The organism is Candidatus Magnetaquiglobus chichijimensis (assembly GCF_045865675.1).
Lineage (GTDB): Bacteria > Pseudomonadota > Magnetococcia > Magnetococcales > Magnetaquicoccaceae > Magnetaquiglobus > Magnetaquiglobus chichijimensis.
The window spans coordinates 366,841-392,293 of sequence record NZ_BAAFGK010000004.1 but is presented as its reverse complement, the minus strand read 5'-3'; the positions used below and the strand labels follow the sequence as shown (position 1 = coordinate 392,293).

The 25,453-nt window shown below is 61.1% G+C and carries 19 protein-coding genes and 2 pseudogenes; 8 read left to right on the top strand and 13 right to left on the bottom strand.

Annotation, left to right across the window (positions count from 1 at the left end):
* The 4 genes from ACOY6C_RS06120 to ACOY6C_RS06105 all read left to right on the top strand — a co-directional run bounded on the left by ACOY6C_RS06120 (position 1) and on the right by ACOY6C_RS06105 (position 5,570).
* Positions 1-1,797 carry a uroporphyrinogen decarboxylase family protein gene (locus ACOY6C_RS06120; protein ID WP_420904605.1) on the top strand — a complete coding sequence of 599 codons (1,797 nt, stop codon included), beginning with the start codon at positions 1-3 and terminating at the stop codon, positions 1,795-1,797.
* Positions 1,794-2,411, top strand: a complete 618-nt coding sequence (locus ACOY6C_RS06115) for a DUF1638 domain-containing protein (protein WP_420904604.1) — start codon at positions 1,794-1,796, stop codon at positions 2,409-2,411. Before ACOY6C_RS06120 ends, ACOY6C_RS06115 begins: the two co-directional genes overlap by 4 nt.
* Positions 2,411-4,891 carry an ATP-binding protein gene (locus ACOY6C_RS06110; protein ID WP_420904603.1) on the top strand — a complete coding sequence of 827 codons (2,481 nt, stop codon included), beginning with the start codon at positions 2,411-2,413 and terminating at the stop codon, positions 4,889-4,891. Before ACOY6C_RS06115 ends, ACOY6C_RS06110 begins: the two co-directional genes overlap by 1 nt.
* A 241-nt stretch (positions 4,892-5,132) precedes the next feature.
* A complete protein-coding gene (locus ACOY6C_RS06105) occupies positions 5,133-5,570 on the top strand; it encodes a transposase (protein WP_420904602.1) in 438 nt (145 codons plus the stop codon).
* A gap of 13 nt (positions 5,571-5,583) precedes the next feature.
* Here the strand turns inward: ACOY6C_RS06105 and ACOY6C_RS06100 are convergent.
* The 3 genes and pseudogenes from ACOY6C_RS06100 to ACOY6C_RS06090 form a co-directional block, all read right to left on the bottom strand.
* Positions 5,584-5,703: pseudogene (locus tag ACOY6C_RS06100) on the bottom strand (type I restriction-modification system subunit M N-terminal domain-containing protein); the annotation flags it as partial.
* Positions 5,704-5,783: 80 nt separating this feature from the next.
* A complete protein-coding gene (locus tag ACOY6C_RS06095; protein ID WP_420904601.1) occupies positions 5,784-6,662 on the bottom strand; it encodes a DUF3800 domain-containing protein in 879 nt (292 codons plus the stop codon).
* Between the two features lie 55 nt (positions 6,663-6,717).
* Positions 6,718-7,472 (bottom strand): annotated as a pseudogene (locus tag ACOY6C_RS06090) (IS5 family transposase).
* Between the two features lie 366 nt (positions 7,473-7,838).
* Here ACOY6C_RS06090 and ACOY6C_RS06085 point away from each other — a divergent pair.
* Positions 7,839-8,300, top strand: coding sequence for a transposase (locus ACOY6C_RS06085; RefSeq protein WP_420906090.1), 462 nt, complete (start codon positions 7,839-7,841; stop codon positions 8,298-8,300).
* Between the two features lie 185 nt (positions 8,301-8,485).
* On the opposite strand, the gene ccoS is transcribed toward ACOY6C_RS06085, so the two are convergent.
* Positions 8,486-8,707 (bottom strand): cbb3-type cytochrome oxidase assembly protein CcoS, encoded by a 222-nt coding sequence (gene ccoS / locus ACOY6C_RS06080; protein ID WP_420904600.1) that lies wholly within the window; start codon positions 8,705-8,707, stop codon positions 8,486-8,488.
* Between the two features lie 19 nt (positions 8,708-8,726).
* Entirely contained in the window at positions 8,727-11,141 is a 2,415-nt protein-coding gene (locus ACOY6C_RS06075) for a heavy metal translocating P-type ATPase (RefSeq protein ID WP_420904599.1), read from the bottom strand.
* A gap of 498 nt (positions 11,142-11,639) precedes the next feature.
* Between ACOY6C_RS06075 and ACOY6C_RS06070 the strand changes: the two genes are divergently transcribed.
* Positions 11,640-12,821 carry a phosphoglycerate kinase gene (locus tag ACOY6C_RS06070; protein WP_420906089.1) on the top strand — a complete coding sequence of 394 codons (1,182 nt, stop codon included), beginning with the start codon at positions 11,640-11,642 and terminating at the stop codon, positions 12,819-12,821.
* A 56-nt stretch (positions 12,822-12,877) separates the two neighbouring features.
* Here the strand turns inward: ACOY6C_RS06070 and ACOY6C_RS06065 are convergent, their stop codons facing one another.
* From ACOY6C_RS06065 to argS, 3 genes are all read right to left on the bottom strand, one after another.
* Complete coding sequence (locus tag ACOY6C_RS06065) at positions 12,878-14,977, bottom strand: helicase-related protein (protein WP_420904598.1); 2,100 nt, start codon at positions 14,975-14,977, stop codon at positions 12,878-12,880.
* Between the two features lie 150 nt (positions 14,978-15,127).
* Positions 15,128-16,132 (bottom strand): SPOR domain-containing protein, encoded by a 1,005-nt coding sequence (locus ACOY6C_RS06060; RefSeq protein WP_420904597.1) that lies wholly within the window; start codon positions 16,130-16,132, stop codon positions 15,128-15,130.
* Positions 16,129-17,862 carry an arginine--tRNA ligase gene (gene argS / locus ACOY6C_RS06055; RefSeq protein ID WP_420904596.1) on the bottom strand — a complete coding sequence of 578 codons (1,734 nt, stop codon included), beginning with the start codon at positions 17,860-17,862 and terminating at the stop codon, positions 16,129-16,131. Before argS ends, ACOY6C_RS06060 begins: the two co-directional genes overlap by 4 nt.
* Before the next feature lie 203 nt (positions 17,863-18,065).
* On the opposite strand from argS, the gene cobT reads away from it, so the two are divergent.
* Together cobT and ACOY6C_RS06045 are read left to right on the top strand one after the other, a co-directional pair.
* Entirely contained in the window at positions 18,066-19,100 is a 1,035-nt protein-coding gene (gene cobT, locus ACOY6C_RS06050) for a nicotinate-nucleotide--dimethylbenzimidazole phosphoribosyltransferase (protein WP_420904595.1), read from the top strand.
* A complete protein-coding gene (locus ACOY6C_RS06045; protein ID WP_420904594.1) occupies positions 19,097-19,738 on the top strand; it encodes a histidine phosphatase family protein in 642 nt (213 codons plus the stop codon). The genes cobT and ACOY6C_RS06045 overlap by 4 nt, the downstream gene beginning before the upstream one ends.
* Here the strand turns inward: ACOY6C_RS06045 and ACOY6C_RS06040 are convergent.
* The 5 genes from ACOY6C_RS06040 to ACOY6C_RS06020 form a co-directional block, all read right to left on the bottom strand.
* Positions 19,651-19,935, bottom strand: coding sequence for a DDE-type integrase/transposase/recombinase (locus ACOY6C_RS06040; protein WP_420904593.1), 285 nt, complete (start codon positions 19,933-19,935; stop codon positions 19,651-19,653). The two genes, ACOY6C_RS06045 and ACOY6C_RS06040, sit on opposite strands and share 88 nt — an antisense overlap.
* A gap of 128 nt (positions 19,936-20,063) precedes the next feature.
* Positions 20,064-20,696 carry an HNH endonuclease family protein gene (locus ACOY6C_RS06035; protein ID WP_420904592.1) on the bottom strand — a complete coding sequence of 211 codons (633 nt, stop codon included), beginning with the start codon at positions 20,694-20,696 and terminating at the stop codon, positions 20,064-20,066.
* A complete protein-coding gene (locus ACOY6C_RS06030; RefSeq protein WP_420904591.1) occupies positions 20,680-22,062 on the bottom strand; it encodes an AAA family ATPase in 1,383 nt (460 codons plus the stop codon). Before ACOY6C_RS06030 ends, ACOY6C_RS06035 begins: the two co-directional genes overlap by 17 nt.
* Positions 22,063-22,349: 287 nt before the next feature.
* Complete coding sequence (locus tag ACOY6C_RS06025) at positions 22,350-24,434, bottom strand: O-linked N-acetylglucosamine transferase, SPINDLY family protein (protein ID WP_420904590.1); 2,085 nt, start codon at positions 24,432-24,434, stop codon at positions 22,350-22,352.
* Between the two features lie 206 nt (positions 24,435-24,640).
* A complete protein-coding gene (locus ACOY6C_RS06020; protein WP_420904589.1) occupies positions 24,641-25,378 on the bottom strand; it encodes a hypothetical protein in 738 nt (245 codons plus the stop codon).
* Between the last annotated feature and the right edge of the window lie 75 nt (positions 25,379-25,453).

Below are 25,453 nucleotides of genomic sequence, written 5' to 3'. Positions count from 1 at the left end.
ATGAACAGCGCCTTGACCCCTTTCGTCGCCGCCTACCAGGATGCGGTCTTCGACACCGATCGCGATGCTGCCTTCGCGGTGGTGCATGACGCCCTCAACCACGGCGTTGCCCCCGAGGAGATCGTGTTCCGGGTGGTGGTCCCGGCCAGCGAAGAGATGATGTCGCGCATCTCCAGGGATCCGGACGCCAACCTGGCCCAGCACTTCATGACCGCCCAGATCTCGGCGGAGATCACCGAGGAGATGCTCAAACGGTTCAGCCGTTCCCCCAAGGCGATCGGACGGGTGGTGATCGGCACGGCGCGCGGGGATCTGCACTCCCTGGGAAAACGGATCGTCTCCGGATGCCTGAAGGCGTTGATGGTCGAGGTGATCGATCTGGGGGTGAATGTCCCGGCGGAACGGTTCGTCGAGGAGGCGGTGCGGCTTGATGCCCAGATCATCGCCATCTCCGCGATGATGGTCCACACCGCCACCGGACCGGAGGGGGCGCGCAAGGTGCGCGAACTGCTTCGGGAACGGGGACTGGACCAACAAATCAAACTCGTGGTGGGGGGCGCCCCCTACCGCTTCGACGACCACCTGTTCGCCCATGTGGGCGCGGACGGTTGGGCCCCGGACGGGGTTTCCGCCGGCAAGGTCATCATCGATCTGCTGCCCAGGCCCGAATCCACGCCGCTCCCGCCCCTCGAGACCTCCCCTCCCGTCGCTCCACCATCCGAACCCAAAACGCCCACCAACTCCCCGGCATCGCGCGCCACGCCGGAGGTCTCCCCCATGGAGATCCTGGTGGCGGCCATCTCGGGACGTCCCGCCCCACGCATCCCGATCTTCTGCAACCTCCTGGATCAGGGCGCCGGAGCGCTGGGACTCTCCTTGCGGGAGTACTATGCCAGCGGCGAGAACGTGGCCCTGGGACAGCTGGCCATGCGCGAACGCTATGGCCACGACAACCTCTGGAGCCTCTTCTACGTCGGCAAGGAGGCGGAACTGCTCGGCTGCGAAGAGATCATCTTTGCCGAGGATGGTCCGCCGAACGTGGGTGATTTCGTCATTAAGCGTCCGGACGACATCCACAAGCTGACCGTGCCCGACGACATCACCGCCCATCCGGCCTGGAGGGAGACCGCCACCTGCCTCAAGATCCTCACCCGCGAATCCGCGGGACGCTTCCCGATCTGCGCCTATCTGACCGCCTCCACCACCCTGCCCGCCCTGCTCATGGGGATGGACCAATGGATGGAGCTGCTGACCTCCGGTCCGGTCGAGCTGCGTGACGAACTGCTGGCCAAATGTTCCGAGCTGTTTCAAAAACAGGTGGCCGCCTATCGGGCCGCCGGGGCCCAGGTGTTGATCTACTCCACCCCGTTCGGTTCCCCCTCCTTCGTGGGCATGAAACGGTTCGAGCAGTTTTCACTCCCCTGGATGCAGCGGGATCTGGAACCGGGAGGGGTGGGAGGCATCGTCTACTATTGCGGCATGGCCCCTTTCATCCGGGCGATCCGTCCGGTGATGGAAACCTTGAAAATCAACATCCATTACATCAGCCCACTCGACAACCTGGAGGAGGCCAAAGCCCTCGTCGGCACCCAGGGGCTCACCTGCGGCGTGATCGACGACATCAAGATGATCTCCTGGAGCCCGGAAGAGACACGGGAGGAGGTGCGTCGTCTGTGCGCCATCGGCATGCCGGGGGAACATTTTCTGCTCGGAACCGGCGTGATGCCCCTGGCGGTGCCCGAAGCCAACATCCGCGCCTTCATCGAGGCGGGTCTGGAGTGGGGCCGGTACGCATGAACACCCCCTCTCGATCCGCTCCCCCGCCCCTGCAATTGGTCGGCTGCGGCATCCTGCACAAGGAGGTCGATCACCTGATCCGCAAGAACGGCTGGAATCTGGAGTCCCGGTTTCTCGACTCCAGCCTCCACAACCATCTGGCCCGGCTCTCCAACCGGTTGAACCTGGCCCTGGACCGGGAAGATGAAAAAGGACGCGACACGATCGTCTTTTACGGCTGCTGTCACCCCGAGATGGAGAAAATCCTGACCACCCACCACACCCTGCGCACCCAGGGACAAAACTGCATCGTCATGCTGCTCGGCCACGAATGGTTCATGGATGAACTGGAACTGGGGAGCTATTTCCTGCTCGAGGATTGGGCCATGGGTTGGCGTCCGATGTTCGCTGAGGTGTTTGGTGCGAACCGTTCCGTGGTTCGCGAGATCTTTCATGCCAGCCACCAGGGGATCGTCGCGATCCGCACCCCCTGTTCCGAGGATTTCACCCGCGAGGCCCGCGAAATGGCCGACTATCTCGATCTCCCCCTGCGCTGGCTGGATGTCACCCTCGATCATCTGGAAGGGGTTCTGGCCGAGGCTCTGACGCGCAAGAGCACCCCCGGAGCCGAATGATGGCGGCAACCGATCCGCAAGTTCACCATCTGCGCGAGCGCCTGCAAAAACTGGCCGAGGAGAAATCCAACCTTCAGTTGATCCTGAGCCTGATCGAACGCCTGACCACCGGTTTCAATCCCCGTGACATGGTGCAACAGATGCTCACCTCGGTGATCGAAATCATCGGCGGCACCGATATGACCATCCACTACTGGATCGGCAACGAACTGCATTTGGCCTCCTTTCTGGGCGAAGAGCGGGTGGTCGGGTCGATCGACGACCCCTTGTCCGCCCAGGTCGCCATGCGTCGGGAGTTCATCGAGCACGCCTGTGGCCAGGTCGATCCCATGCTGCATGACGGCATCACCCCCGGTCCCTGGCATTGGGCCTTTCCCCTGCTGGTGGGCACGGAACTGATCGGGGTGGTCAAGATCGAGAACATCCAAATCAACAGTTCCACCCTGCGCCGTCATCTGCCGATCTTCTTCACCCATCTGGCCCTGACACTCGGCAACTGCATCCGCGAGCACATCCGCCGCGACGCCGAAGCGGCGTTGCGCAAGAAAACCGAGGAGTTGGACCGCTATTTCATCAACTCGCTGGATCTGCTGTGCATCGCGGATATGCAAGGCACCTTCCGCAAGCTCAATCCAGCCTGGCGCGAGACCCTCGGTTACCCCCTCATCGAGCTGGAAGGACGCCGGGTGCTCGATTTTGTCCATCCCGACGACATGGCCGCCACCCTGGAGGCGATCGGCACCCTGACGCTGCGTCTGCCGGTGATCAATTTCGTCAACCGTTTCCTGCATAAAAATGGCGGTTCCCGCTGGATCGAATGGCATGCCCGTGCCGTGGATGATCTGATCTACGCCGTGGCCAGGGACATTACCGCGCGCAAGGAGCTGGAGCAATCCTTGCTGGCCCAACAGCGGCAATACGAAGAGTTGACCAGCCGCATTCCGGTGGGCGTGTACAAATTCCGCATCCACGCGGATGGCTCGATGGGCTTCGATTATGTCAGCGACCGTTTCTGTCAACTGACCTCCCAGAGCCGCGAGGCGATCCTGAACAACTTCAACGCCGCCTTCGACCCGATTCATCCCGAAGATATCACCGACTTCATCGCCGCCAATCGCGAGGCCGGTCGCGCCTTGAAGCCATTCCGCTGGGAGGGACGCTTTCTCATCCACGGCCAGGTCCGCTGGGTGCTGATCGAATCCACAGGACAGCGCGAAAGCAACGGAGACAGCATCTGGGATGGCGTGATCGCCGATGTCACCGAACGTCATCTGTTCGAGGCCGAGTTGCGGCATGCCAAGGAGGCCGCCGAGGCGGGCAATCGCGCCAAGGGTGAATTCCTGGCCGCGATGAGTCACGAAATCCGCACCCCGATGAACGTGGTGCTGGGCATGGCCGAACTGCTGCTCGATACCGAACTCACCGACAAACAACACCATTATGCCCAGACCATGCACCATTCGGGTCGGGCTCTGCTGGGGGTGATCAACGACATTCTCGACTTCTCGCGCATCGAAGCCGGGCGGTTGCAGTTGGTGGACGAGATCTTCTCGCCGGCCCTGTTGGTGGAGGAGACGGTGCAGTTGATGCGCCTGTCCGCCGAGGAGAAGGGGTTGACCATGCATGCCAGCATCTCGCCGGCCATCCCGGAGGCGATGCTCGGGGATGATGGTCGCTTGCGTCAGGTCTTGATCAATCTGTTGGGCAATGCCATCAAGTTCACCGCACGCGGGCGGGTCGAGGTGAATCTGACCGTCCATCCGGAAGAGCGGGACATGCTGCTCTTTTCGGTCAGCGATACCGGCATCGGCGTGCCGACCGAACAGCTCGAGCACATCTTCGAGCAGTTCACCCAGGCCGATTTCGGCATCACCCGTCGTTACGGGGGGACCGGGCTCGGGTTGGCGATCTCCCGTCACCTGGTTGGCATGATGGGGGGATGGATTCGCGTGCAGAGTCAACCCGGCGTAGGCAGCACCTTTCATTTCACCATGCCGATGCGGCTCGCCCAGACTTCCCTTCATCCCACCGTTCCCCCTTCGGATCCCTGTCCGATCGTCACCCCGGTGGCGGGTCTCGACATCTTGTTGGCCGAGGATGTGGAGGAGAACCGGATGTTGTTCGAGGCCTATCTGCTCGGCACCCCGCACCGGCTGGTGCAGGCGGTGGATGGTATCGAGGCGGTGGACCGTTTTGTCGGCGGTCGATTCGACGTGGTGGTGATGGATGTGCAGATGCCGCGCATGGACGGGTACACCGCGACCCGTCGGATCCGGCAGTGGGAGAAGGAGCACGACCGTGTGCCCGTGCCGATCATCACGTTATCCGCCCATGCTCTGGAGGGGGAGCTGGAGCGATGTCGCGTGGCTGGAGCGAACGTGTATCTGACCAAGCCGATCAGCAAGAAGAAACTGTTGTCGGAGCTTCAAAAACTTTGCGAACGCAAACAGACGCAGGATGCGAATACCGGGGAGGGATGAATAAAGAGGGACCAATCCGCCCTGAATCTGCGCATACCGGGGAGGAATGAAAAAGGCTCCTCGCTGTTTCACATGGGTAGGGTGTGATAACATGTGCGCTTTAGCAACCATCCGAGGAGGCGCATATGGACCCATCCACCCTTGTTCACACTGGCTTTGGGATTAACTTCACCCTGGGAAGTCTGGAACATTCGCTTCTCTCCAGAGGCACGCAGATTGGACATCTCCATCGGTTTTTCTCTTGGAAGCAGCGCTGTCCAAGACCCGCTACATCTGGCTCAAGAATCCGGGTACCCTGACTGCCAAACAACAAGCCACGCTGGCGACATTGAAGGAGCGCAACCTCAAGACCGCCAGGACCTATCAGATCCGTCTGACACTCCAGGAACTTTTCCAAACCCGTTCCCGCCAGGAAGGCGAAGCGTTCCTGAAAAAATGGTACTTCTGGGCAACCCATAGCCGTCTGCCGCCCATTGTGGCTGCTGCCAAAACCATCAAGAATCACTGGGATGGTGTGCTCAACTGGTTCCATAGCGGCCTGCCCACCGGCTTGGTTGAGGGCTTCAACAGCCTCCTCCAGGCCGCCAAGGCGCGGGCCAGAGGCTACCGCTCGGATGCCAACTTCATCACCATAGCCTACCTCATCGGAGGCAAGTTAAACTTCACCCTACCCACGTGAAACAGCAAGGAGCCATCTTAAGAAAGAGCAGCAAGGTGATCTGCTCCACATAATCGCCGTAAGAGATTCCTTGATCCCGGAGAATATGGGCATAGTTCCAGACTTTGGATACCAGTGAAGAGGAGTCGCTCATTTTTCCCTTGATCTGAATTTCTACATTTTGCTATATTGATTCCCGGAGGCTTTGTCGCCCTTAAGGCGCATTGCCTTTTTTTATGCCCTGGGAGCAGGGATCAACGACTGAATCAATGTGAATCCCCATGTGTCGTAACCTCCAAGCGTTCGGTGGCGATAACGCAGATGGAGAACCTTTTCCGCCAACGAAGCAAGCTCCTCCCGTCTAGGTTCTATCATTTTTGGCAATTTTACCCCCCAAGAAATGATATAGGCCACCAAATCAGCTACCTGAATCATGGTTGTCAGGTCGCTGTGCACGAACATCGGTTCAGGGATCACCAACCTGGCCCGCTTGCGACCCTTCATAGTGCGCAGAGAATACCCTTCCATCTGACGGATCAGTAAATGGCTTTTGCTCTTTTCCAACTCATCAAAGATGACAAGCCCCATCAAACCATGCTGCCGCACATTCAAGAAGTGGTGAAACCGTTCAAAAAGATAGGAGTAATCCTTGCGCAAAACGCGCATGGCCTCGTCCGGGTCGGTCAGCATGGCAGGCCGTTGGGCCGATTTGGGGATAATGCTGGCAAAGGCCTGACAAGAAAAATCTTGACAAAGTTCTAGCACTCTCTCCACATAGGCGATCTTGGCTTGGCCCATTGCGGTCAACTGTCTCCTTGTGGCATGGGCACCATCGGTCAAGGCTTGCAGTGCCAACAATCGGCGTTCAACTGCCGATATTGGCGCCTCTTGGTTTGCCAGACGAAATGTTTTGCTCTTCAAGATTTTTTTGGCCTTGGCCTCTTCATCTCGCTGTTGATAGCGCCGAATCCCAAAAAAATACTCCTGCGCCTTGCCGATTTCCTGGATAAGTGGCCAAAGTTGACGATCTTCAACCGCCACACCCGCCAAAACCTCGTAAGGCGATGCGCCCTGGTCTTGACCGCTCTCGTCGATGAAAAGCAACCAACTCATGCCGTCCCCCTCCCACGACCACTGGGCGTGTTGACATTCAACAAAACCATCTTATCTATTCAAGCCAGATCATTGTGCAAGCCAAAAACCAATCATGGCTCCGAAACATTTGTCCAGCTTCTCATAGCGAGTAGCAACACGTCTAAACTGCTTGATACGGTTAAAAAACCTCTCTACAAGATTGCGATCCTTGTACCAGTATTTGTCATACTCTCGCGGGGTGAGACGATTGCTTCGGGGAGGGATGACAGGTTCAGCTCCCCTTGCCTCAATCGTTTCCACGAAGTGATTCGCGTCATACCCCTTATCGGCAATCACCAGTTCCGGATCCAATCCTTCAATCAAGGCGTGCGCCTGGGTGATATCCGCCTCTTGACCACCTGTTAAAAGATACTTCAAGGGATTGCCCAAAGCATCCACCGCAGCATGAATTTTTGTCGTTAGACCACCTCTGGAACGTCCGATAGCCTGGGGACCATTTTTTTTGAGCCCCAGCAGCATACTGATGAACGCGCACAATAGTACTGTCAATCAGCAGCGCTTCAAGGTCGGGATCATCAGAAACGGCTTGCCGGACTCGCTCCCAGGTTCCGTTCTTTATCCAACGAAAAAATCGTTTACAAACATTATTCCATCGCCCATAGGATAGAGGAAGATCACGCCATGGCGCACCAGTACGGGTAATCCAGAGGACCGCTTCGATGAATAATCTATGATCCTCTTTCCTCTTTTTTCTGGATAGCCTCTTCTTCTGGGCAGAAGGTTTACAATCCGTTCCCATTGGTCATCACGCAATAAAAATCGATCCATGTCCTACCTCCTGCAAAACAGGATATAGATCAGATTATTAAATATCAATACGCCCTAAGATTAATTGAAAAATGAAAACGGAGAATTTTATCACTCAGAAGCAAATCTTTGCTAATTTGACAGACTGATTAGATAAGCCTTATACGAACTCTTTGGTGTTCGCGCGACCAAATAAGAAAATATTAAGAATATATTTTATTATTTATATCAATTATTGAATAGTCCGTCACGATCTTACTTTCAAGTTCGTTAAAAATCCTAAAGGTTAATGAAATCACCTTTACAATACCTATTTCATCTGTCGTCGGAGGATGCTCATCGCATCATATATTCTTCCCAGATTCAATGGCTATCAGAATTTGATCCATCGAAACCCATGCCCACCCCTCCGGCAGTTCATGCAGGTCGGCAGTATCGTTCCAGGCTGAGAGGTGTTTTGGCAAGGCGGCCAACCTGACTGCCAAACAACAAGCCACGCTGGCGACATTGAAGGAGCGCAACCTCAAGACCGCCAGGGCCTATCAGATCCGTCTGACACTCCAGGAACTTTTCCAAACCCATTCCCGCCAGAAAGGCGAAGCGTTCCTGAAAAAATGGTACTTCTGGGCAACCCATAGCCGTCTGCCGCCTATGGTGGCTGCCGCCAAAACCATCAAGAATCACTGGGATGGTGTACTCAACTGGTTCCTGACCACCGGCTTGGTTGAGGGCTTCAACAGCCCCCTCCAGGCTGCCAAGGCGCGCGCCAGAGGCTACCGCTCGGATGCCAACTTCATCACCATGGCCTACCTCATCGGAGGCAAGTTAAACTTTACCCTACCCACGTGAAACAGCGAGGAGCCTGAAAAAAGGGAGGCCAATCCGCCCCGAATCTGCGAATACCGGGGAGGGATGAATAAAGAGGGACCAATCCGCCCTGAATCGTTGCCAATCCTGGTGAAAGCGTGTTGGAGACCGACACAAACGCCCCCCTGATCTTTCATCGTTGGGGATGTTGCGACGCCACAACACCGTTATCGTGAAGAAGATGGCCCCTCACCCCCATCCTCCACCGAATCACGTTCTTCCTTCTTCACCCTCTCCGGGATCAACGCCTGATCATCCTCAAAAAGAATCCGGTGCGCCGGCCCCTCCAGATCGTCAAACTGCCCCTTGCGCACCGACCAGATCAACATGCCCAGCCCGACCAGACTCAACAACACCGCGATCGGCAACAAAATAAAGATCGCATTCATCGCACCCCCCTAACCGGATTCACTTTTTCTTTTCCAAATCCCGCAACCGCAAGGCATTGCCCACCACCACCAGACTGGAAAGCGGCATGGCGATCGCCGCCACGATCGGCGAAACCCAGCCAGCCATGGCCAACGGGATGGCCAGAAGATTGTAGAACAACGAAAAACGATAATTCTGACGAATGATCTGCAAGGTGCGACGCGCCAGGGTGAACACCATGGGCACGGTGGACAACTCACGATTGAGCAGAATCACGTCTGCGGAGGCCACAGCCAGATCGGTGGCATTGGCCACCACCATGGCCACGTCGGCACGCGCCAGGGCCGGGGCATCGTTCACCCCGTCGCCCACCATGGCGACCACCGCGCCGGATTGTTGCATCTCGGCGATGCGTTGCTCCTTCCCCTCGGGCAGCAACGCACTTTCGGCCTGCTCCACGCCGGTTTCCGCGCCCACCTGTTCCACCACCGCGCGCCGGTCCCCGGAAAGCATGGTCACCGGCAAACCCGCCTCGCGCAACGCCGTCACCGCCTCGCGGGCGTGAGGCTTGATGGCGTCGGCCAGGCCGATCCAACCCCACAACCGCCCATCCACGCCACAGGCGCTCCAGGTGCAGGCCTCCTTGAGATCATCCGGAGCCTGGCCCAGATCTTCCCCACCCTCGACCACGAACTCCAGACGCCCGACCCTCGCGAGATGGCCATCCACCACCCCCTCCATGCCCAGACCGGGCACGTTGCGGGCATCGACGACCTGGTGGGGCATGGGCCAGCCGTGTGTCTGGAACGCCCGATGAATGGCCCGTCCCACCGGATGCTCCGAGTGTTGTTCGACCGCTGCCGCCAGGGTCAGAACCTCCCGTTCGTCCCGGTCGCCGAGCGGAACGATCCGCTCCACCCGAGGCAGACCCAGGGTCAAGACGCCGGTCTTGTCCATCACCACCCGCGTGACCCGTTCGAGCCGTTCGACCGTTTCGCCGTTCTTCAACAGAATGCCCAGACGCGCGCCGGCTCCCATGGCCACCAGCATGGCCGCCGGGGCTCCGAGTCCCAACGCGCACGGACAGGTGATGATCAACACCGCGACGCTGTTTTCCAGAGCCCGCGACGGATCGCGCCACAACCAATACCCCAGGGTCACGCCGGCCAGAACCAGCACGATGGCAATGAACCGGGCCGCCACCCGATCCGCCACCCCCTGGATCGCCGGTCGTTCGGCCTGGGCGGTCTCGACCAGACGCAGGATGCGCGCCAGGGCGGTCTCCTCGCCGATGCGCTCCACCATCAGAATCACGGAGCCTTCCAGGTTCTGCGTGCCAGCCACCAGCATCGCGCCCGGTCCCCGCGTCACGGGCAGGGATTCACCGGTCAGCATCGATTCGTCCACGCTGGTGACCCCGGACTCGATGCTGCCGTCCACCGGCACCCGTTCACCGGGCTTGATCACCACCCGGTCGCCGACCCGGACATCCCGCACCGGCACCGTGACCGACTCCCCGTCGCGCAGCACCACCGCCTGACGCGGCTCGAGATTGATCAATCGTTCCATGGAGCCGGCGGCCTTGCCGCGCGCGATCGACTCCAGGAAACGCCCGGTAAGCAGCACGAACATGAACATGGTCACCGAGTCAAAATAGACCTCGCCCACGCCGCGCAGCGTGACCACGACGCTGTACAGATAGGTCACCCACGCCCCAAGGGCGACGGGCAGATCCATGGTCAGCCGTCCCAGTTTCAGGCCGTTCCAGGCCCCGCGGGTGAACACGCTGCCGCTGTAGAAAATCACCGGCGTGGCCAGGATCAGGGAGACCCAGTGAAAGAAGTTCTTGGCCTCGCGATCCATGCCCTGGAAATAGCCGGCATAGAGGGCCACAGCGATGAACATCACGTTGGCGGCCCCGAAGGCGGCCACCCCCAACCGCAACAGCAACGCCCGGTCACGACGCGCCCGCCCCTTTTCGCCGAGGGTCGGATCATACGGTTCGGCGCGGTAGCCGATGCCGCGCACGGTTCCGATGATCTCCGACAGTCGGGTTTGATCCGGATTCCAGCGCACTCGGGCGCGATGCGTGGCAAAATTGATCCAGACATCGGAAACGCCGGGCAGACGCCGCAACATCTGTTCGTTCAACCAGACGCAGGCCGCGCAGTGAATGCCGTCGATCAACAGACACACCTCCCGGCCTCCGTCCACCTCGGCGACCAGACTGTTCTGATAGGTCGAATCGTCAAACGGAGCCAGGGCCGCGCGATCGTTCTCCTCGGGACGGGTTCCGGCCACCCCCTCGCGGCGGAGGTAATATTCGTCCAGACCCAGACCGTGAATCAGACGCCAGGCGCCCAGGCATCCGGTGCAACAAAATGCCCGCTCTTCGTCCTGAATGGAAACGTTGGACGGGATTTCCAGTCCACAGTGAAAGCAACCCTTCGACATCGATTGACCGGTCCTTGCCAATTGTCTCGAATCCTGACCCAACGCCCAGGGAGCCTGTCCGCGCGGACGCCCATCCGTCGTCGCTCCCCGATCTCCCTCGCCCGCCGCCCGACCGGGCCGCGCACAGGCCTCCCGCATGCGCGGCACAGTCGCCGTCTCCACGCAACCCGGAAGGGAGATCGCGGCGAAGCTGTGCGGCTGACGCCGGAAGCGGTTGCGACTTCCGTTCCTTTATACCCTGGGAAGGGGGGAACATACATGGTTCTTGAAGCCGTGAGCGGTTGGTTTGGTTCCAGGGGCGATCGCATGCTTTGACTTTGCATGCGCGCGCGGTCATGCTATTTGAAAAGGGTGGCGTTCGAAAAACATCACCCGAACGGTCACACCGTCGTCCCCGCTCCCAGGTGCCGCCTGGAACCCCGTCACGGAGGTTCACGGTCCGGGGCAAGGGATTCTCCCTCCATCATGCCCATTGATCAAATTCGTCAGGAGTCGAGCATGTTGAAACAGACCATCTCCGATCTGGATGTCGCTGGCAAGCGGGTGTTCATCCGCGTGGATTTCAATGTCCCGATGGCCGCCGATGGTTCCATCGGTTCGGATGCGCGCATCCGCAAATCCCTTCCCACCATCCTGAATGCGATGGAGCGCGGCGGACGGGTGATTCTGGCCTCCCATCTGGGCCGTCCCAAGAATGGGGTCGGTCCCTCCCTCAAACCGGTCGCGACGCGGCTTTCCGAACTGCTCGGCAAACCGGTCCCCTTGGCCCCGGACTGCATCGGACCCGAGGTCGAGGCGATGGTGAACGCCTTGACGCCGGGCGATGTGATGTTGTTGGAAAATGTGCGTCTGCGTCCGGGCGAGGAGAAGAACGATCCGGAACTCTCCGCCGGGTTCGCCCGTCTGGCCGATGTGGTGGTCAACGACGCCTTCGGCACCGCCCATCGTGCCCACGCCTCGAACGTCGGCGTAGCCAGGCTGGTTCCACCAGCGGTCTCGGGTCTGCTGATGGCCGATGAACTGGCCTTTTTCCACCGCGCCATGATCGCGCCCGAGCGTCCGGTGCTCTCTTTGCTGGGGGGCTCCAAGGTCTCCACCAAGATCCAGTTGATCGAATCGTTGCTGGGCAAGATGGATGCGATTCTCATCGGTGGGGCCATGGCCTTCACCTTCATCCTGGCCCGTGGCGGACAGGTGGGGGCGTCACTCGTGGAGCCGGAAATGTTGGAGATCGCCCGGCAGGCCGAAACCAAGGCGCGTGAGGCGGGGGTGGCCCTGGTGTTGCCGGTGGATGCGGTGGTCTCCGAATCGACCGATGGTTCGGGCGCAACCCGCGTGGTGCCGGCGGATCGGATTCCCGACGGCTGGAAAGGGTTGGACATCGGACCGGAGACGGTCAAGTTGTTTGCCGACCATCTCGCCAAGGCTGCCTGCGTGGTCTGGAACGGTCCGGTGGGGATGTTCGAGGTGCCGGCCTTCTCGAACGGAACCATGGCGTTGGCCCATGCGATCGCGCAGGGGTCGGCGCTGTCGGTGACCGGAGGCGGGGATACCGAGGCGGCCATCGCCCAGGCCGGCGTGGCGGAAAAAATCTCCCACATCTCGACAGGTGGCGGGGCCTTTCTGGAGTTGCTGGAAGGCAAGGATCTGCCCGGCGTTTCCGTGCTGGCGGATGCCTGAACGAAAAAGCGGGACCGCTGGTCACGTTTGCCGGGGGCCGTGAGGTCCCCGGCTGTTCAACCCTGCCTCCCCACACGCGGACCCGCATGCCGGAACGGCGGGCCGCGTCGAACCCGCGCCACCCCTCCCCCTGGCCGACGGGCATTCCAGCAACTGTCGCACACCGGGTGTTTGTAGCCCGGCGGCAGGGGATCGGCACAGATCGAACAGTGACGATCCAGCTTGCGCTCGCGTTTCAACAACGTCCCGATCTCGCGATTGATCTCCCGCCGCCGCGCCTCGGCCAACTCCAGATCCGGAAAGTGGTTCGGAAACCGGAAATGGAGCCAGCAGTAAAGGCTGACGATGCGCATCGACCCTTCCAGAAAGGCCAATCGACCCCCACGCCCACCGTAATCCTCGGGAAGCACCTTGGCGAGTGACAGACTCTTGTCCCGCGCCACGGCGGCGGTCATGCTCTCGAAGGCGGATACGGCCATGGCCTCCCGCAACGGCACCGGAGCCGCCGAAAGCGTGAAGCGGGTCTCCAGATCCAGATTCTTGTGACGATCCACGATGCGCGCCAGCACGGTTTGATCTTCCAGATCGGCCAGTTCGTAAACCGCCGGATCGGGTTTCACGGTCTGGGTGAAGATCGAGAACAGCCGTGCCAGGGAGGGGTTGCGCTCGCCCCGCAGCGAGGCGATGGCCAGCAGATGCTCCAGATTGGGAGCCAGATGGGCACGTCGCACCGGGTGCGGATCGGTGCGAAAGCCGGCGGCGATGCGACCCATCGAAATCAGGTAGGTGCCGATGAACCCCACCTCGTTCTTGCCGTAGCGACCGGCGCGACCGGCGATCTGACGCACCTCCATGGGGGTCAGGGGCACCTCCACCCGGTCGATGAACTTGGCGTCCTGGGCAAAGAGGATGGTGCGGATCGGCAGGTTCAACCCCATGCCGATGGCATCGGTGGCCACCAGCAGCGACGCCTCGCCGCTGGCGAACCGGTGGGCCTGGATCCGGCGCACCTCGGGCGGCAGCGCCCCATACAGCACGGCGGTCGGCTGACCGGTGCGCTGTTCGATTTCGGCCTTCAAACCCAACACCGCCGAACGGGAAAAGACGATGATGGCCGTGCCCGGTTCCAGATCCTTGAGGTTCTTGATCGGCTTTTGCAGAAGTTGCAGCGGCGCCAGCCGTTCCAGGTATGTCACCTCGGAGGGATCGTTGGTCAGGGCCAGGAGTTTTTCCACGGCAGGACGGGCCTCCGGCGCGCCGATGATCAGCAACTCCTCGGCGCGCGCGCCCAGAATCGCCTGGGTCCAGGCCCAGCCGCGATCGACATCGCCCAGCATCTGCGCCTCGTCGATCACGCACACCTCGTAGCGTTTGGCCAGTGGCAGCATCTCGATGGTGCAGGCGGTATGCCGCGCCCCCTCGACCAGCACCCGCTCCTCGCCGGTGATCATGTTGCAGGGGACGCCCCATTCGTTGAGGGTTTCCGCCACCTCAAGCGCCAGAAGACGCAACGGCGCCAGATAGATGCCGTTTTCCGCCTCGATCAGACGTTGCAGGGCCTGGAAGGTCTTGCCGGAGTTGGTCGGACCCAGATACATGGTAACCCGACGCAACCGTTCGCGGGCGGGAAACAGGGCGTGGAACTCATGGATGCGGGTGACCGCCGCGGTCTCCCGTTGCAGGCGCAACTGGTCGAGAGCCTTGTTGAGTTTGCCGAAGTAGTTCCAATAGGGCAGCAAAAAGAGCGACTGGGGATCGAGGGTCTCTTCGTGGACCAGTTGCCGGTCGATGGCGCGGGTTTCGGCGGTGGGTTCCTCGCCGGCCTCGGCGATCAGCGCCTCGAAGCGATGCCAGCGGTAGGCGTTGATCGCCGAGCGCCATGGGGAGACATCCGGAATCGGAAGGTCGCGACCTTCAGCCCTGGCGATGCGTCGCACCTCGCGGCGGGCGTCGAGCAGTTCCGCGCGGGCGTCGAGCAGTTCGCGCAGCCGTTCCTCGGCAGGCAGGGGTTGGGTTTGGCCCAGAGCGGCGCGCCATTCGGACAGGCGTTCGAGCAGGGCGCGCCAGGAGGTGATCCAGGCGGAGAGCGACGTATAGGGGGTTTCGAGGGGGTGGGAGTCATCCGACCCGATGGGAAGTTCTGGATCCACGGTCACCTGCGAGCGGCTCGGAGCGTATCTGAGTGGTCATCCCGGATCCGTCCGTTGCGGACAAAAACCGGTGACGACCTGTTGATCCATCTGGCACATCGGGGAAGGCCCCATGACCGGCAAGGTCGCCCGACGCCATGACCTCTTCCCCGGCCCCTACCCCTCGTGATCCTGAAAGATCAACGCCGACTGCCCGCCAAGCTTCCACTGATTCATCATGCGATTCGCCTCGGCCTGGGTTGGGAACGGTCCCAAACGCACCCGGTACAACGTCCCTTCCTTGCTCTTGACCACCTTGGCCGGCACCCCGCGCCGCTGCAAATCCGCGACCATGGCCGAGGCGCGCTGCGAATCGTTGAACACCGCCAACTGCACGACATACGCACCGGGACGCCCGTTGTTCTTCTCCGTCTGGGAGGGTTTGGCCTCGGCGGTGGTCGCGACGGGCTTGCCGGCCTGGTCCAGCGGCTCTTCCAGCGGCACCACCACCTTGCGCTTCGGCAACTCCCGATAAAAGGTCATGTCCAGATCCGGCGGCTTGGACTTGGGCGGCAGATCCGCAGGGGCCGATGGCATGCCGCCCTCCTCCTTGGGATGGGACTCCTTCTTGACCTCGTGAACGACAACCGGCTCCCTGGCCGCGTCACCCGATTTGCCATCCCCGGACTTCCCATCGCCGGTTTTGGCCGCATCCTTGGATTTGGACCTGGACTCCTCGGCGGATTTCCTGGCGGGAGCGGCGGCCAGATTTTTCAACGCGGCCACGCGCGCGGGATCCTTGATGATCGGATCGACGACCGGAAGAGTCTCCGGGGCATCCAGACGACCGGTCGGATCGGTCAGGGAGGGGGAATCGATCACCGCCGCGCGGCGATTTTCCGGATTGTCGGGCAAGGCCTCCTTGCGTCCCGTCTCGCTGGCCGGCGCGGCGGTGGTTGGGGCGGTCTGGGTGGTTTTCAGGTGAGCGGCGATCTCCTCTTCCAAGGCGCGGGTCTCGGCCACGGATGCCATCTCCGGCTGACGCTTGGGCGTGGAAGGGCCGGAAAAGATCCAATAAAGCCCCACGCCCGCCAACAACCCCAGCGCCAGCAGGGGGCGACCCAGTTTGCGTTCGTTCCGATGCCGCCGGAACTGCCGGGTGGTTGGATAACGTGGGTTCACATCGATTCCGGAGCGTTGACACCCAATACGTTCAACCCGTTGGCGATCACCTGTCCGGTCGCCCGGAGCAACGCCAAACGAGCACCTCGCAATGCCGGATCCTCGTCGAGGATGCGGTATTGATTGTAATAACCATGAAAGATCGCCGCCAGTTCCGACAGATAATAGGTGACCCGATGCGGCTCGAGACTCAACGCCGCCCCCTCGATCACCTCCGGGAACTGCCCGAGCATACGGATGAGATTCAGCTCCTCCGGAGCGGTCAGACGATCCAGATCGCCCGGCTCATCCGACAACGCACGCTCCTTGAGCTTGACCTGCACGGCATGCACCCTGGCATGGGCGTATTGCACGTAATAGACCGGGTTGTCGTTGCTTTTGGACTTGGCCAGATCGAGGTCGAAATCGACTCCCGCACCCGAGGAGCGGCCCAGAAACCAGAAACGCACCGCGTCCGAACCGGTTTCGTCGATCACCTCGCGCAGGGTGACGAAGGTGCCGGCCCGCTTGGACATGCGCACCTGTCTGCCCCCCTGGGTCAGATTGACCATCTGGGTGAGCACCACGTCCAGAAGATCCTTCTGGCCGGTCATGGCCTCGATGGCGGCCTGAACCCGCTTGACATAGCCGCCATGATCCGCGCCCCACACGTCGATCAGACGGGTATAACCGCGTTGGGCCTTGTGGTAATGATAGGCAATGTCGGCGGCGAAATAGGTGGGCGAGCCGTCGGACTTGAGCAGCGGGCGGTCGGAATCGTCCCCCGCCCGCGTGGCGCGAAACAGCAGATGAACCCGCCCGTCCATCTCCTCCGGGGCGACCTCGCGACCCTTGGGGGGCTCGAGCACCCCTTCGTAAAGCCAGTCGTTGACGGCCAGATGGTCCAGGGCGCGCTGGATGCCGCCGCCGGCATGCAACGTGCGCTCGGAGAACCAGGTGTCGAAGTGGATGTCCATGGACTCCAGATCGGTCTTGATCTCACGCATCACCCACGCGATGGCGAAATCGATGACCTCGACGGGCGGCCTGACCACATCCACCGGCACCTCGACCCAGCGATCCCCGTCCCGCGCGACCAGATCGCGGGCGATGTCGATGACATACTCGCCCGGATAGTGATCCGCCGGCGGGGTCACCGCCCGACCCAGACACTCCTGGTAGCGGTAGAGCACCGAACGACCAAGCACGTCGATCTGGGCGCCGGCGTCGTTGATGTAGTATTCGCGTTCCACCTGGCAGCCGATCGCCTCCAAAAGGCGGGCGATGGCATCGCCGGTGACCGCGCCGCGACCATGACCGACATGCATCGGCCCGGTCGGGTTGGCGGAAACGAACTCCACCAGCACCCGCTCCCCCGCGCCGCGCTTGGAACGACCATACGCGCGACCGCGCGTGAGGATTTCCGGGATCAGTTCGCGCAGCCGCTCCGGAGCGATGTGGAAGTTGATGAATCCTGGTCCCGCGATCTCGCAACGCACGCCGTGAAGCCCTTCCACGGGCATGGCCGCGAGCAGACGCTGAGCCAGATCACGGGGTTTCATGCCCGCCGGACGGGCCAGGATCAACGCGGCATTGGTGGAGAAATCCCCATGCAGTCGCTCCCGCGGACGCTCCACCTTGAAACCGGCGTTACGCTGCAAAAAGGTCTCGTTGAGTTCTTCGGAAAGCACCCCCTCGCCGCGCAACCGCTCCAGGGCTTGGGTCACCAGTCCGATCACGATCTCCCGCATGACGACTCCTTCGAAAGCGGATGTTACGATAATACGAACGTTTCAGTTTACCCGCCACGCCCGCCAACCGCAACCGGGCCGATGGTCTGATCAAGAAATTTTTCCCCGCGCCCCTTTGGTCTTTCGAAAAAAACGCTTCTGCGCTATTCTCTCCAAAGAGAGTCTTGTCGTATCGACCCAAGTTACAACCCTGGAGATCCCCGTTGACTTCCGCCTGGCATCAACACCCCATCCAACCCGTCTCCAACGCCAGAACCCAGGCCGCGCGGGACCAGTTCGCCCGTCTGGCCGGCCCTCCCGGCTCCTTCGGCGTCCTGGAGGAGTTGGCCACGCGCATGGCCGGCATGCAAAACCGTCTCGATCCCAGGGCGGATCCCTGCCAGATCACCCTCTTTGCCGCCGATCATGGCGTCTGCGCCGCCGGCGTGGCCGGCATGCCCCCGGAAGTCTCGCCAAGCCTGGTCCGCAACGCCATCCAGGGCGGCAGTCCGAGCGCGGTGCTGGCCCGCGCCCTGGACACGCGACTCGAGGTGGTCGATGTGGGCCTGATGCACGATCCGGGCGACATCCCCGGCCTGATCCGCCGACGCATCGCCCCCGGCAGCACCGATTTTCGCGCCACGCCGGCCATGAGCGATCAACAACTCCACACCGCCCTGACCGCCGGTCGCGAGGCGGTGGAACGGGCCGCGGCCCAAGGGTGCGTTCTGTTCGGCGGCGGCGAGATCGGCGCCGGCAAAAGCACCGCGGCGGGAGCCATCGCCTGCGCCCTGCTCGGCCTGCCTCCCGAAAGCATCGCCGGTCCCGGCTCCGGCCACGGCACGCCGGAACTGTTGGTCCGCAAGGCCGCCGTGATCCAACAGGCCGTCGATCACCACCAACGGTTCTTCTCCACCCCCCTCGACGTGCTGCGCCGCCTCGGCGGTTTCGATACCGCCGCCCTGTGTGGCGCCTACATCGCCTGCGGCCAACTCGGCATCACCGCCGTCGTCGATGGCTTCTGCTCGTCGGTCGCGGCCCTGGTGGCGGTCACCCTCCATCCACCGCTCAAATCCTGGATGATCTTCGGCCATCGCGCCGCCGAACCGGGTCAATTCGCCATCTTCCACACCCTGGACAAACGCCCGATCCTCAACCTCGACATGCGCCACGGCGAGGGAACCGGCGCCCTGGCCGCCATTCCCCTGATCCGCGCCGCCTGCGCCCTGTTGCACGAATCGACGCCTCCCACGCCATGATCCCTCCCGATTTCAAGAACCGTTCCGGTGAAAGCAGCCTGGTCATCGATTTGTTGCGGCATGGCGCGCCGGTGGGCGGCGTCAAGTATCGCGGCAAGCTCGACGATCCCCTCGCCCCGGAAGGGTGGGAGGCGATGTGGGCCACCACCCGCGATCACGGCCCCTGGGATCACCTCTTCTCCTCGCCGCTGATCCGCTGCGCCGCCTTTGCCCATGCCCTGGGCGAACGGGTGAAGCTTACTCCGCGCATCGATCCGCGACTGCGCGAGATGAGCTTCGGCGACTGGGAGGGACGCACCTCCGCCGAACTCCTGGCCGCCGACGGCGACCGTCTGACCCGTTTCTGGAAAAACCCCCTGGAAAATCCGCCGCCCGGCGGCGACAACCTGCGCGACGTACATACCCGACTGCAAGGGTTCTGGCACGACACCCTGAACAGCCATCGACCCGGCGAACGGGTGCTGATCATCGCCCACGGCGGAGTGATCCGCGTGCTGCTCTCGCTGGTGCTGCTCACCCCGCTGGAACATCTCTCCCGCATCACCGTCCCTTACGCGGCCCTGGCGCGCATCCGCGTGGACCGCATCGGCGACACCTGGATGCCGCGTCTGGTCTTCTGCGGCTTCACCGGCGCCTGACAGCGTGTTTTGGTTTCAGGATGCAACTCCCGAGCGCGTTGCAGAATGATCTCGACCTCCTGCTCGACCATGGAGGCCCGAATCTCCCAATGGATGATGAATCGGCTACAGCCGTCCAACACGCTGCACAGGTAGTAAAACGTCCCGGCGACGTTGAGGTACGAGACGTCTACAGGCCAGTGATCATGCGGTTCCAAAGGTTGGACAAAGCCTGTGCCCTTCTTGCCTGGCTTGCCGTTTCAACGCGCCAACAGACCGACTCCGCGCAGCACACCCGCCGCATCGATGAAAGGCTGACCGCGTGTCGCAAAAGTCGCGTGCATCATCAGGCAGTCAATAACTGATGGATGATGTTGGACAATATAGGCGCGTAGGGGAGCAGACAGCCATCTACATCCACTTGCTTTAGCTCATTTGCAAGGATGCCCAACAAATCGTCGTCCAGGAGACTCAAGCCTGTCGGTGACTCACCCGCACCATAAATCAGGGCGTCCACCATACTCTTGCGCACTCCGCACGGACTGCGACCATTCAGATTGAGAACGCGGATGGTTTCTGTGGCATTTGTGGTCATTCCCTGAACGGCACCGGAAATAAAAAACCTAAGCTCTGTTTCACAGGCCGGATCGAGCGGTGTCAGAGGCAACATCTGGTTGCCATGAGCGTCGCCGCACTGGTTTCTTGAATTGCACGAAGCCACGATATTGGTAAAATCAACGGTATGATTCGGTGCCATGGACTGCGCTGCAATGTGTTCGTTATGACTGGTACTCCCATCTATTCGGGTACAGCAATAGGCGCACAAACAGTGCTGCTCGACAATGGCCGCGCACCGGATGGCGCGGCGCACCTCCCGTCCTTCAGAAGTCTTGTCAAGGTCAGAATAGACCCCATGGGGATGGTTGCGAATCCATGTCAAAAACTCTTGTGGCGGATTGCCTTTATGAATTGTTCTCACACCCAGTCTCCAACCGCTTCAAGAGAGCTCCAGCAACGGTCTCTCTTTGTTGTACTTTTTTGGCATGCAGCCTTTGCAACAACAGGCGGGCCTTGGCGACCTCCATATGATTGGCAGGCAGTTGCTCTTCCAGTTCAATCAACAGGGATTGGGCTTGTTCCGCTTCGCCGCTTTGAATGGCATTCAGAAGTTCGTCGATTTTTTTCTGAATTGCGGGCGCACGAACATCCGTATCCATCTCCTGAAGTAGAACCTGATTGACATCAAGACCATAGACAGACCCAATACGTTGCATGTCGCCATCGGTCAAAACGAAACCACAAACATTTCGCTCCTGGCTGATGATAATGGGAGAATGGGTGGTCAGAATGAATTGCACATTGGGAAACGTGTTGGCCAGATTGCCAAGTATGGTCCGTTGCCACTTGGGGTGCAGGTGCAAATCCACTTCATCAATCAGCACAATTCCCTCGCCGTGCAATGGATTGGTCAGGGCCGGGTTCATCATGGCCAGACGTCGGGCAACATCCCCAACCAAAGCCATCAGAGACTTCTCTCCCTGAGAGAGTTGACCAACATCCAAGGTTTGATCATCCTTTTCGAGCACCATCTGCAGGCGGGGGCGGCGTTGGATGCGCAGGTTGGTGAAACCAGGCATGAAGGTCATGATGGCACTGCGCACGGCTGTCAGTTGCCGGTCTTTGGTGGAAGTGCGCAGACGCACGAGTTCCTGCCATAATTGTTCTTGATCGGCTTCCTTCAAGAATTTAAGTATATGGTCCGTAAAGTTGGTCGTCGATTCGTTTTCACTGTCTTCCCGATCTCTGAACCACTCAAAGAAACGCCGGAAATCCACCCCTTGCTGCAAGGCGTTATCGTATCCGTCCAACTGGCCGAACTTGTGTTTGATCTTGATCTTTAGAGGAACATCCAGAACCACCCTTTCCACCGGGTAGTAGGCCATGAGAGGCAGCGAGGTTTCGGCGTCGTCCTGGCCCAAAGCCGTGCGGAACTGATCTGCCAGCCGGGTGGCGTCGGTCAGTTGGCTCTCTCTGGTTTTTTTGCGCCCTGTCCGGGTTTTGACCAGGGACCACCGGAACGACTCCTGTCTATGTTCCACTTCAAGCGTGATGGCCGCTTCGGCTTTGCCGTTCAGGATCTCGCCATCATTCAAGCTACTGCCACTCCCCTTGTCTCGGTGGATGCGGGCCACCAGCCAACTGAGTCCATCAGCAGTCGCTTCCAGGATGGAACTCTTTCCAGCACCGTTATTGCCGACAAAAAGAACCTGTGAACACCCTTCCAGCGGAATTTCGAGGGTCTCGAAGCGGCGAAAATTCTGCAAGGTGACCTTGGTCAGTTTCATGGCGTCTGTTCCGACGGAGGGCTAAAAAAAAGCCACCGTGGTAACGCATGCCGCAGCAGAGGCGTCGTGGCTGTATTGAAAACAATATAGGCAAGACAGCGATAGTAGGCCAGCCAATTTTTAGGTTATCGAGGTGTTTGCCCTGTGGACGCTCCCGCTTGGTCTGGAGTTGACGCGTCCTCGTTCCGTAGGCGTGGAACACCCGAGTCTCTGAGCCAGGGAGCAGATGAGGTTTGTCGAATGGCTGGAAAAATTGGGCTTTACGGGTCCACAACAGTCAACACGCCCTACCCCCTTCCGACCAGCTCCTCCAACACTGCTCCCAAGGCCGCCGGCACCGCCGGATCCTCGTAGAGCCGTGCGTTCTGCGCCAGAATCGCGGCGCGCACGTGCTGGCGCCATGCGACATCCTCACCGAGACGCACCGCCAGGGCCACATAATCATCCAGATCCCTGGCCACGGTCTCCATGAGCCCCAGACGTCGGAAAATGCCGAAGGTGTGTCGCGACCGGAAGAACGAACCGGCCAGGGTGACGATCGGCGTGCCGAAGGCCAACGCCTCCAGGGAGCTGTTGTTGCCCGACCAGTCGATGCCGTCCAGGATCACGTCTGCGGCGCGGGCCAGGCCGAAGAAGGACTCCTGGGGCATGCGCGGCAGGATGGTGCAAAACGCGCCGGCATCCAGACCATGGCGGGCAAAAGCCTCCCGAAGTCTGACACGGAACCGTTCGGTGATGGTGGGTGTCCAGCCGATGAAGAAAAACCGGCTTCCCGGCACCTCCCGCGCGATGCGTGGATAGAGATCGTCGTGGCGCGGAAGGAGCTTGAAGAGGCTTTGCAGATTCACGTAGTTCACCCGACCGGGTTCGAACCCCTCCGGCGGGCGGGCCAGCCCGACGCGCGGAGTCAGATAGCTGCTGGCCAGATTCGGCAGACGGATCAACCGTTCGCTGTAGTGCCCCTCCGCATCTTCCGGTTCCATCAGGTCGCTGCTCAAGAACACATCGATGGCCTCGAGCCCGGAGGTGATCGGATGTCCGCCGCCGTTGCACTGGAGCGGGGCGAGGCGCAGCGCGGAGATCGGATGCAGACGCGGCTCCATGCCCAGATCGGTGTAGATCAGGATATCGAGCCTGGCCTGAACGATGGTCTCGATGATCCGCTCTGCCGGGAGCGAAGGCGGCAACGGTTGAAAAAGATCCACCCGTTCCTGAAGATACCGACTGGAGAGATCGACCCGCGCGCCGGTATGGAACACCAGTCGTTCGAAGCGGTCGGGATGAAGTCCGGTGAGCCAGCGGCCATGGGTCTTGAAGATCGAGTGGCCATAAAAGAAACTCGACACGAATCCCACGCGGATCTTTTCGCCCGTTTTCCTTTCCCTCGCCTCCGGACGGTCCGCATGAGCCGGAAAGGCGGCCCTGGCCACGCGGGTCAGGAGTTTTCCATACAGAATCTGCTCGTCACGGTCGTTGAGACCATGATAATTGAGATAAAAGTTGCTGACCGCCTCGGCAGCCTCCCAGGCCTCCCGGATGCGCGCCGGGGTGTCGAGCCGGATCGACGCCGACAACGCCTCCACCCCCGCCCGCCAGCGGGCCCGCAACGGCGCGATCTCCTCCTCGGCGCGAATCAGCACCGGCAGATCGAGCAGACTCTTCCAACGCGCCCGTTCGTACTCCGGACGCAGCCGCGACGCCGTTCCGAACGCGCCGCGGGCCTCCTCGTCGTTGCCCTCGTTCTGGGCCAGCACCCCCAGATTGTACCAGGCGCGGGCATGCTCGGGACGCAACGCCAGGGTGGCGCGGTAGTGGGCGGCGGCCTCGTCGGGCTTTTCGAGTTCCTGGAGGGCGGTCGCCAGATTGCAATGGGCCTCGGCAAGGGTCGGATCCAGCTCCAGGGCCTGCCGATAGGAGCCGATCGCCTCCTCGACCCGCCCCAGTTGCTGCATCAGCGCACCACGGTTGACGTGGATGCCCGCATCCCGAGGATCCAGCCGCAACGCCTCGGCAAAGCGCTCGACCGCCGGCTCCAACCGGCCCAGGGAGACCAGCGCCCGCGCCAGTTCATGATGATAGCGCGCCTCGTCGGGCGCGGTCGCAAGGGCCATCCCCAACCGACGCGCCGCCTTGGCCGGATCCCCCAACGCGTGGATCACGGTGGCCGAAAGATAGAGGATCTCCGGTTCGCGGGGCGCGAAGGCCAACGCCTTCTCGAACGATGCGGCGGCCTCGACCAACTGCCCCGCCGCGCGCTGCTCCACCCCGGCGCGCAACGCCGCGCGCACGGTCTGGATGATCTCTTCCTGGTTCATGACACGTCGATGACCTCCGTGGGTGGCTGGATCCAGAGCCTCGATACGCCAGGACATTCGAACTCCTGGCCGGATTCGGATAGGTCTGCAAGCATGAATCGCTCCAACCTCACCGCCGTGACCAGGATCGATGCGACGCATCAGACCTCCAGGCGGTCAATGCGGCGACACAAATGATTCCCCGGTTGTCCCGATGGGACAGATGCGTTAGCATTCCTTTCGCACACCATCCCCCCGCGACCAGGAGTTCCTTTATGCGCATCTCATCCGGTCTGATCCATAAACTCGTGATCCTGCTCCTTCTGGCGCGGATGGCGCCCGCTTCGGCGGTCCCGGACGACAAGGATGAGTGTCCGCCCAATGTCAACCCCGAGGCGTGCAAGCAGGAACAGCAGCGCCGTCAACAACAGCGGCAGGAGCAGCCGCAACGCCACCAACAGGAGCAGCGCCAGCAGCAGGAGCAACAGCGCCAGCAGCAGGAGCAACAGCGCCAGCAGCAGGAGCAACAGCGACGTCAGCAGGCCGACGAGCAGCGCCGACAACAGCAACGCCAGCAGCAGGAGCAGCAGCAACGCCAGCAGCAGGAGCAGCAGCAACGCCAGCAGCAGGAGCAGCAGCAACGCCAGCAGCAGGAGCAGCAGCGCCAGCAACAGATGGAGCAGCAGCGCCAGCAACAACGTCAGCAGCAGGAGCAGCAGCAACGCCAGCAGCAGGAGCAGCAACAGCGTCAGCAGCAGGAGCAGCAACGCCAGCAGCAGCAGGAGCAGCAGCGCCAGCAACAGCGTCAGCAGCAGATGGAGCAACAGCGTCAGCAGCAGGAGCAGCAAGAGCAGCAGCGCCGCCAGCAAGCTGACGAGCAGCGCCAGCAGCAAGCTGACGAACAGCGCCGCCAGCGCCAACAACTCGAGCAGCAAAAACGCCAACAGACCGAGGAGCAACGTCAGCAGCTCGAACCACAACGTCGCCAGCCGGAGCCATCCCCCGTCAGGGAGCCCAGGCAAGAGAAGCTCCATCAACCGGAACCGGCGCGGGGTCAACCCTCGGCCAGCGGGACGCCGGAGCCCTCGGGACGGGAT

Excerpts from the sequence above, each read along its gene's own strand:
- ACOY6C_RS06120 (WP_420904605.1), top strand. The coding sequence starts at position 1 with ATGAACAGCGCCTTGACCCCTTTCGTCGCCGCCTACCAGGATGCGGTC.
- ACOY6C_RS06115 (WP_420904604.1), top strand. The coding sequence starts at position 1,794 with ATGAACACCCCCTCTCGATCCGCTCCCCCGCCCCTGCAATTGGTCGGC.
- ACOY6C_RS06110 (WP_420904603.1), top strand. The coding sequence starts at position 2,411 with ATGGCGGCAACCGATCCGCAAGTTCACCATCTGCGCGAGCGCCTGCAA.
- ACOY6C_RS06095 (WP_420904601.1), bottom strand. The coding sequence starts at position 6,662 with ATGAGTTGGTTGCTTTTCATCGACGAGAGCGGTCAAGACCAGGGCGCA.
- ccoS (WP_420904600.1), bottom strand. The coding sequence starts at position 8,707 with ATGAATGCGATCTTTATTTTGTTGCCGATCGCGGTGTTGTTGAGTCTG.
- ACOY6C_RS06075 (WP_420904599.1), bottom strand. The coding sequence starts at position 11,141 with ATGTCGAAGGGTTGCTTTCACTGTGGACTGGAAATCCCGTCCAACGTT.
- ACOY6C_RS06070 (WP_420906089.1), top strand. The coding sequence starts at position 11,640 with ATGTTGAAACAGACCATCTCCGATCTGGATGTCGCTGGCAAGCGGGTG.
- argS (WP_420904596.1), bottom strand. The coding sequence starts at position 17,862 with ATGCGGGAGATCGTGATCGGACTGGTGACCCAAGCCCTGGAGCGGTTG.
- ACOY6C_RS06045 (WP_420904594.1), top strand. The coding sequence starts at position 19,097 with ATGATCCCTCCCGATTTCAAGAACCGTTCCGGTGAAAGCAGCCTGGTC.
- ACOY6C_RS06030 (WP_420904591.1), bottom strand. The coding sequence starts at position 22,062 with ATGAAACTGACCAAGGTCACCTTGCAGAATTTTCGCCGCTTCGAGACC.
- ACOY6C_RS06025 (WP_420904590.1), bottom strand. The coding sequence starts at position 24,434 with ATGTCCTGGCGTATCGAGGCTCTGGATCCAGCCACCCACGGAGGTCAT.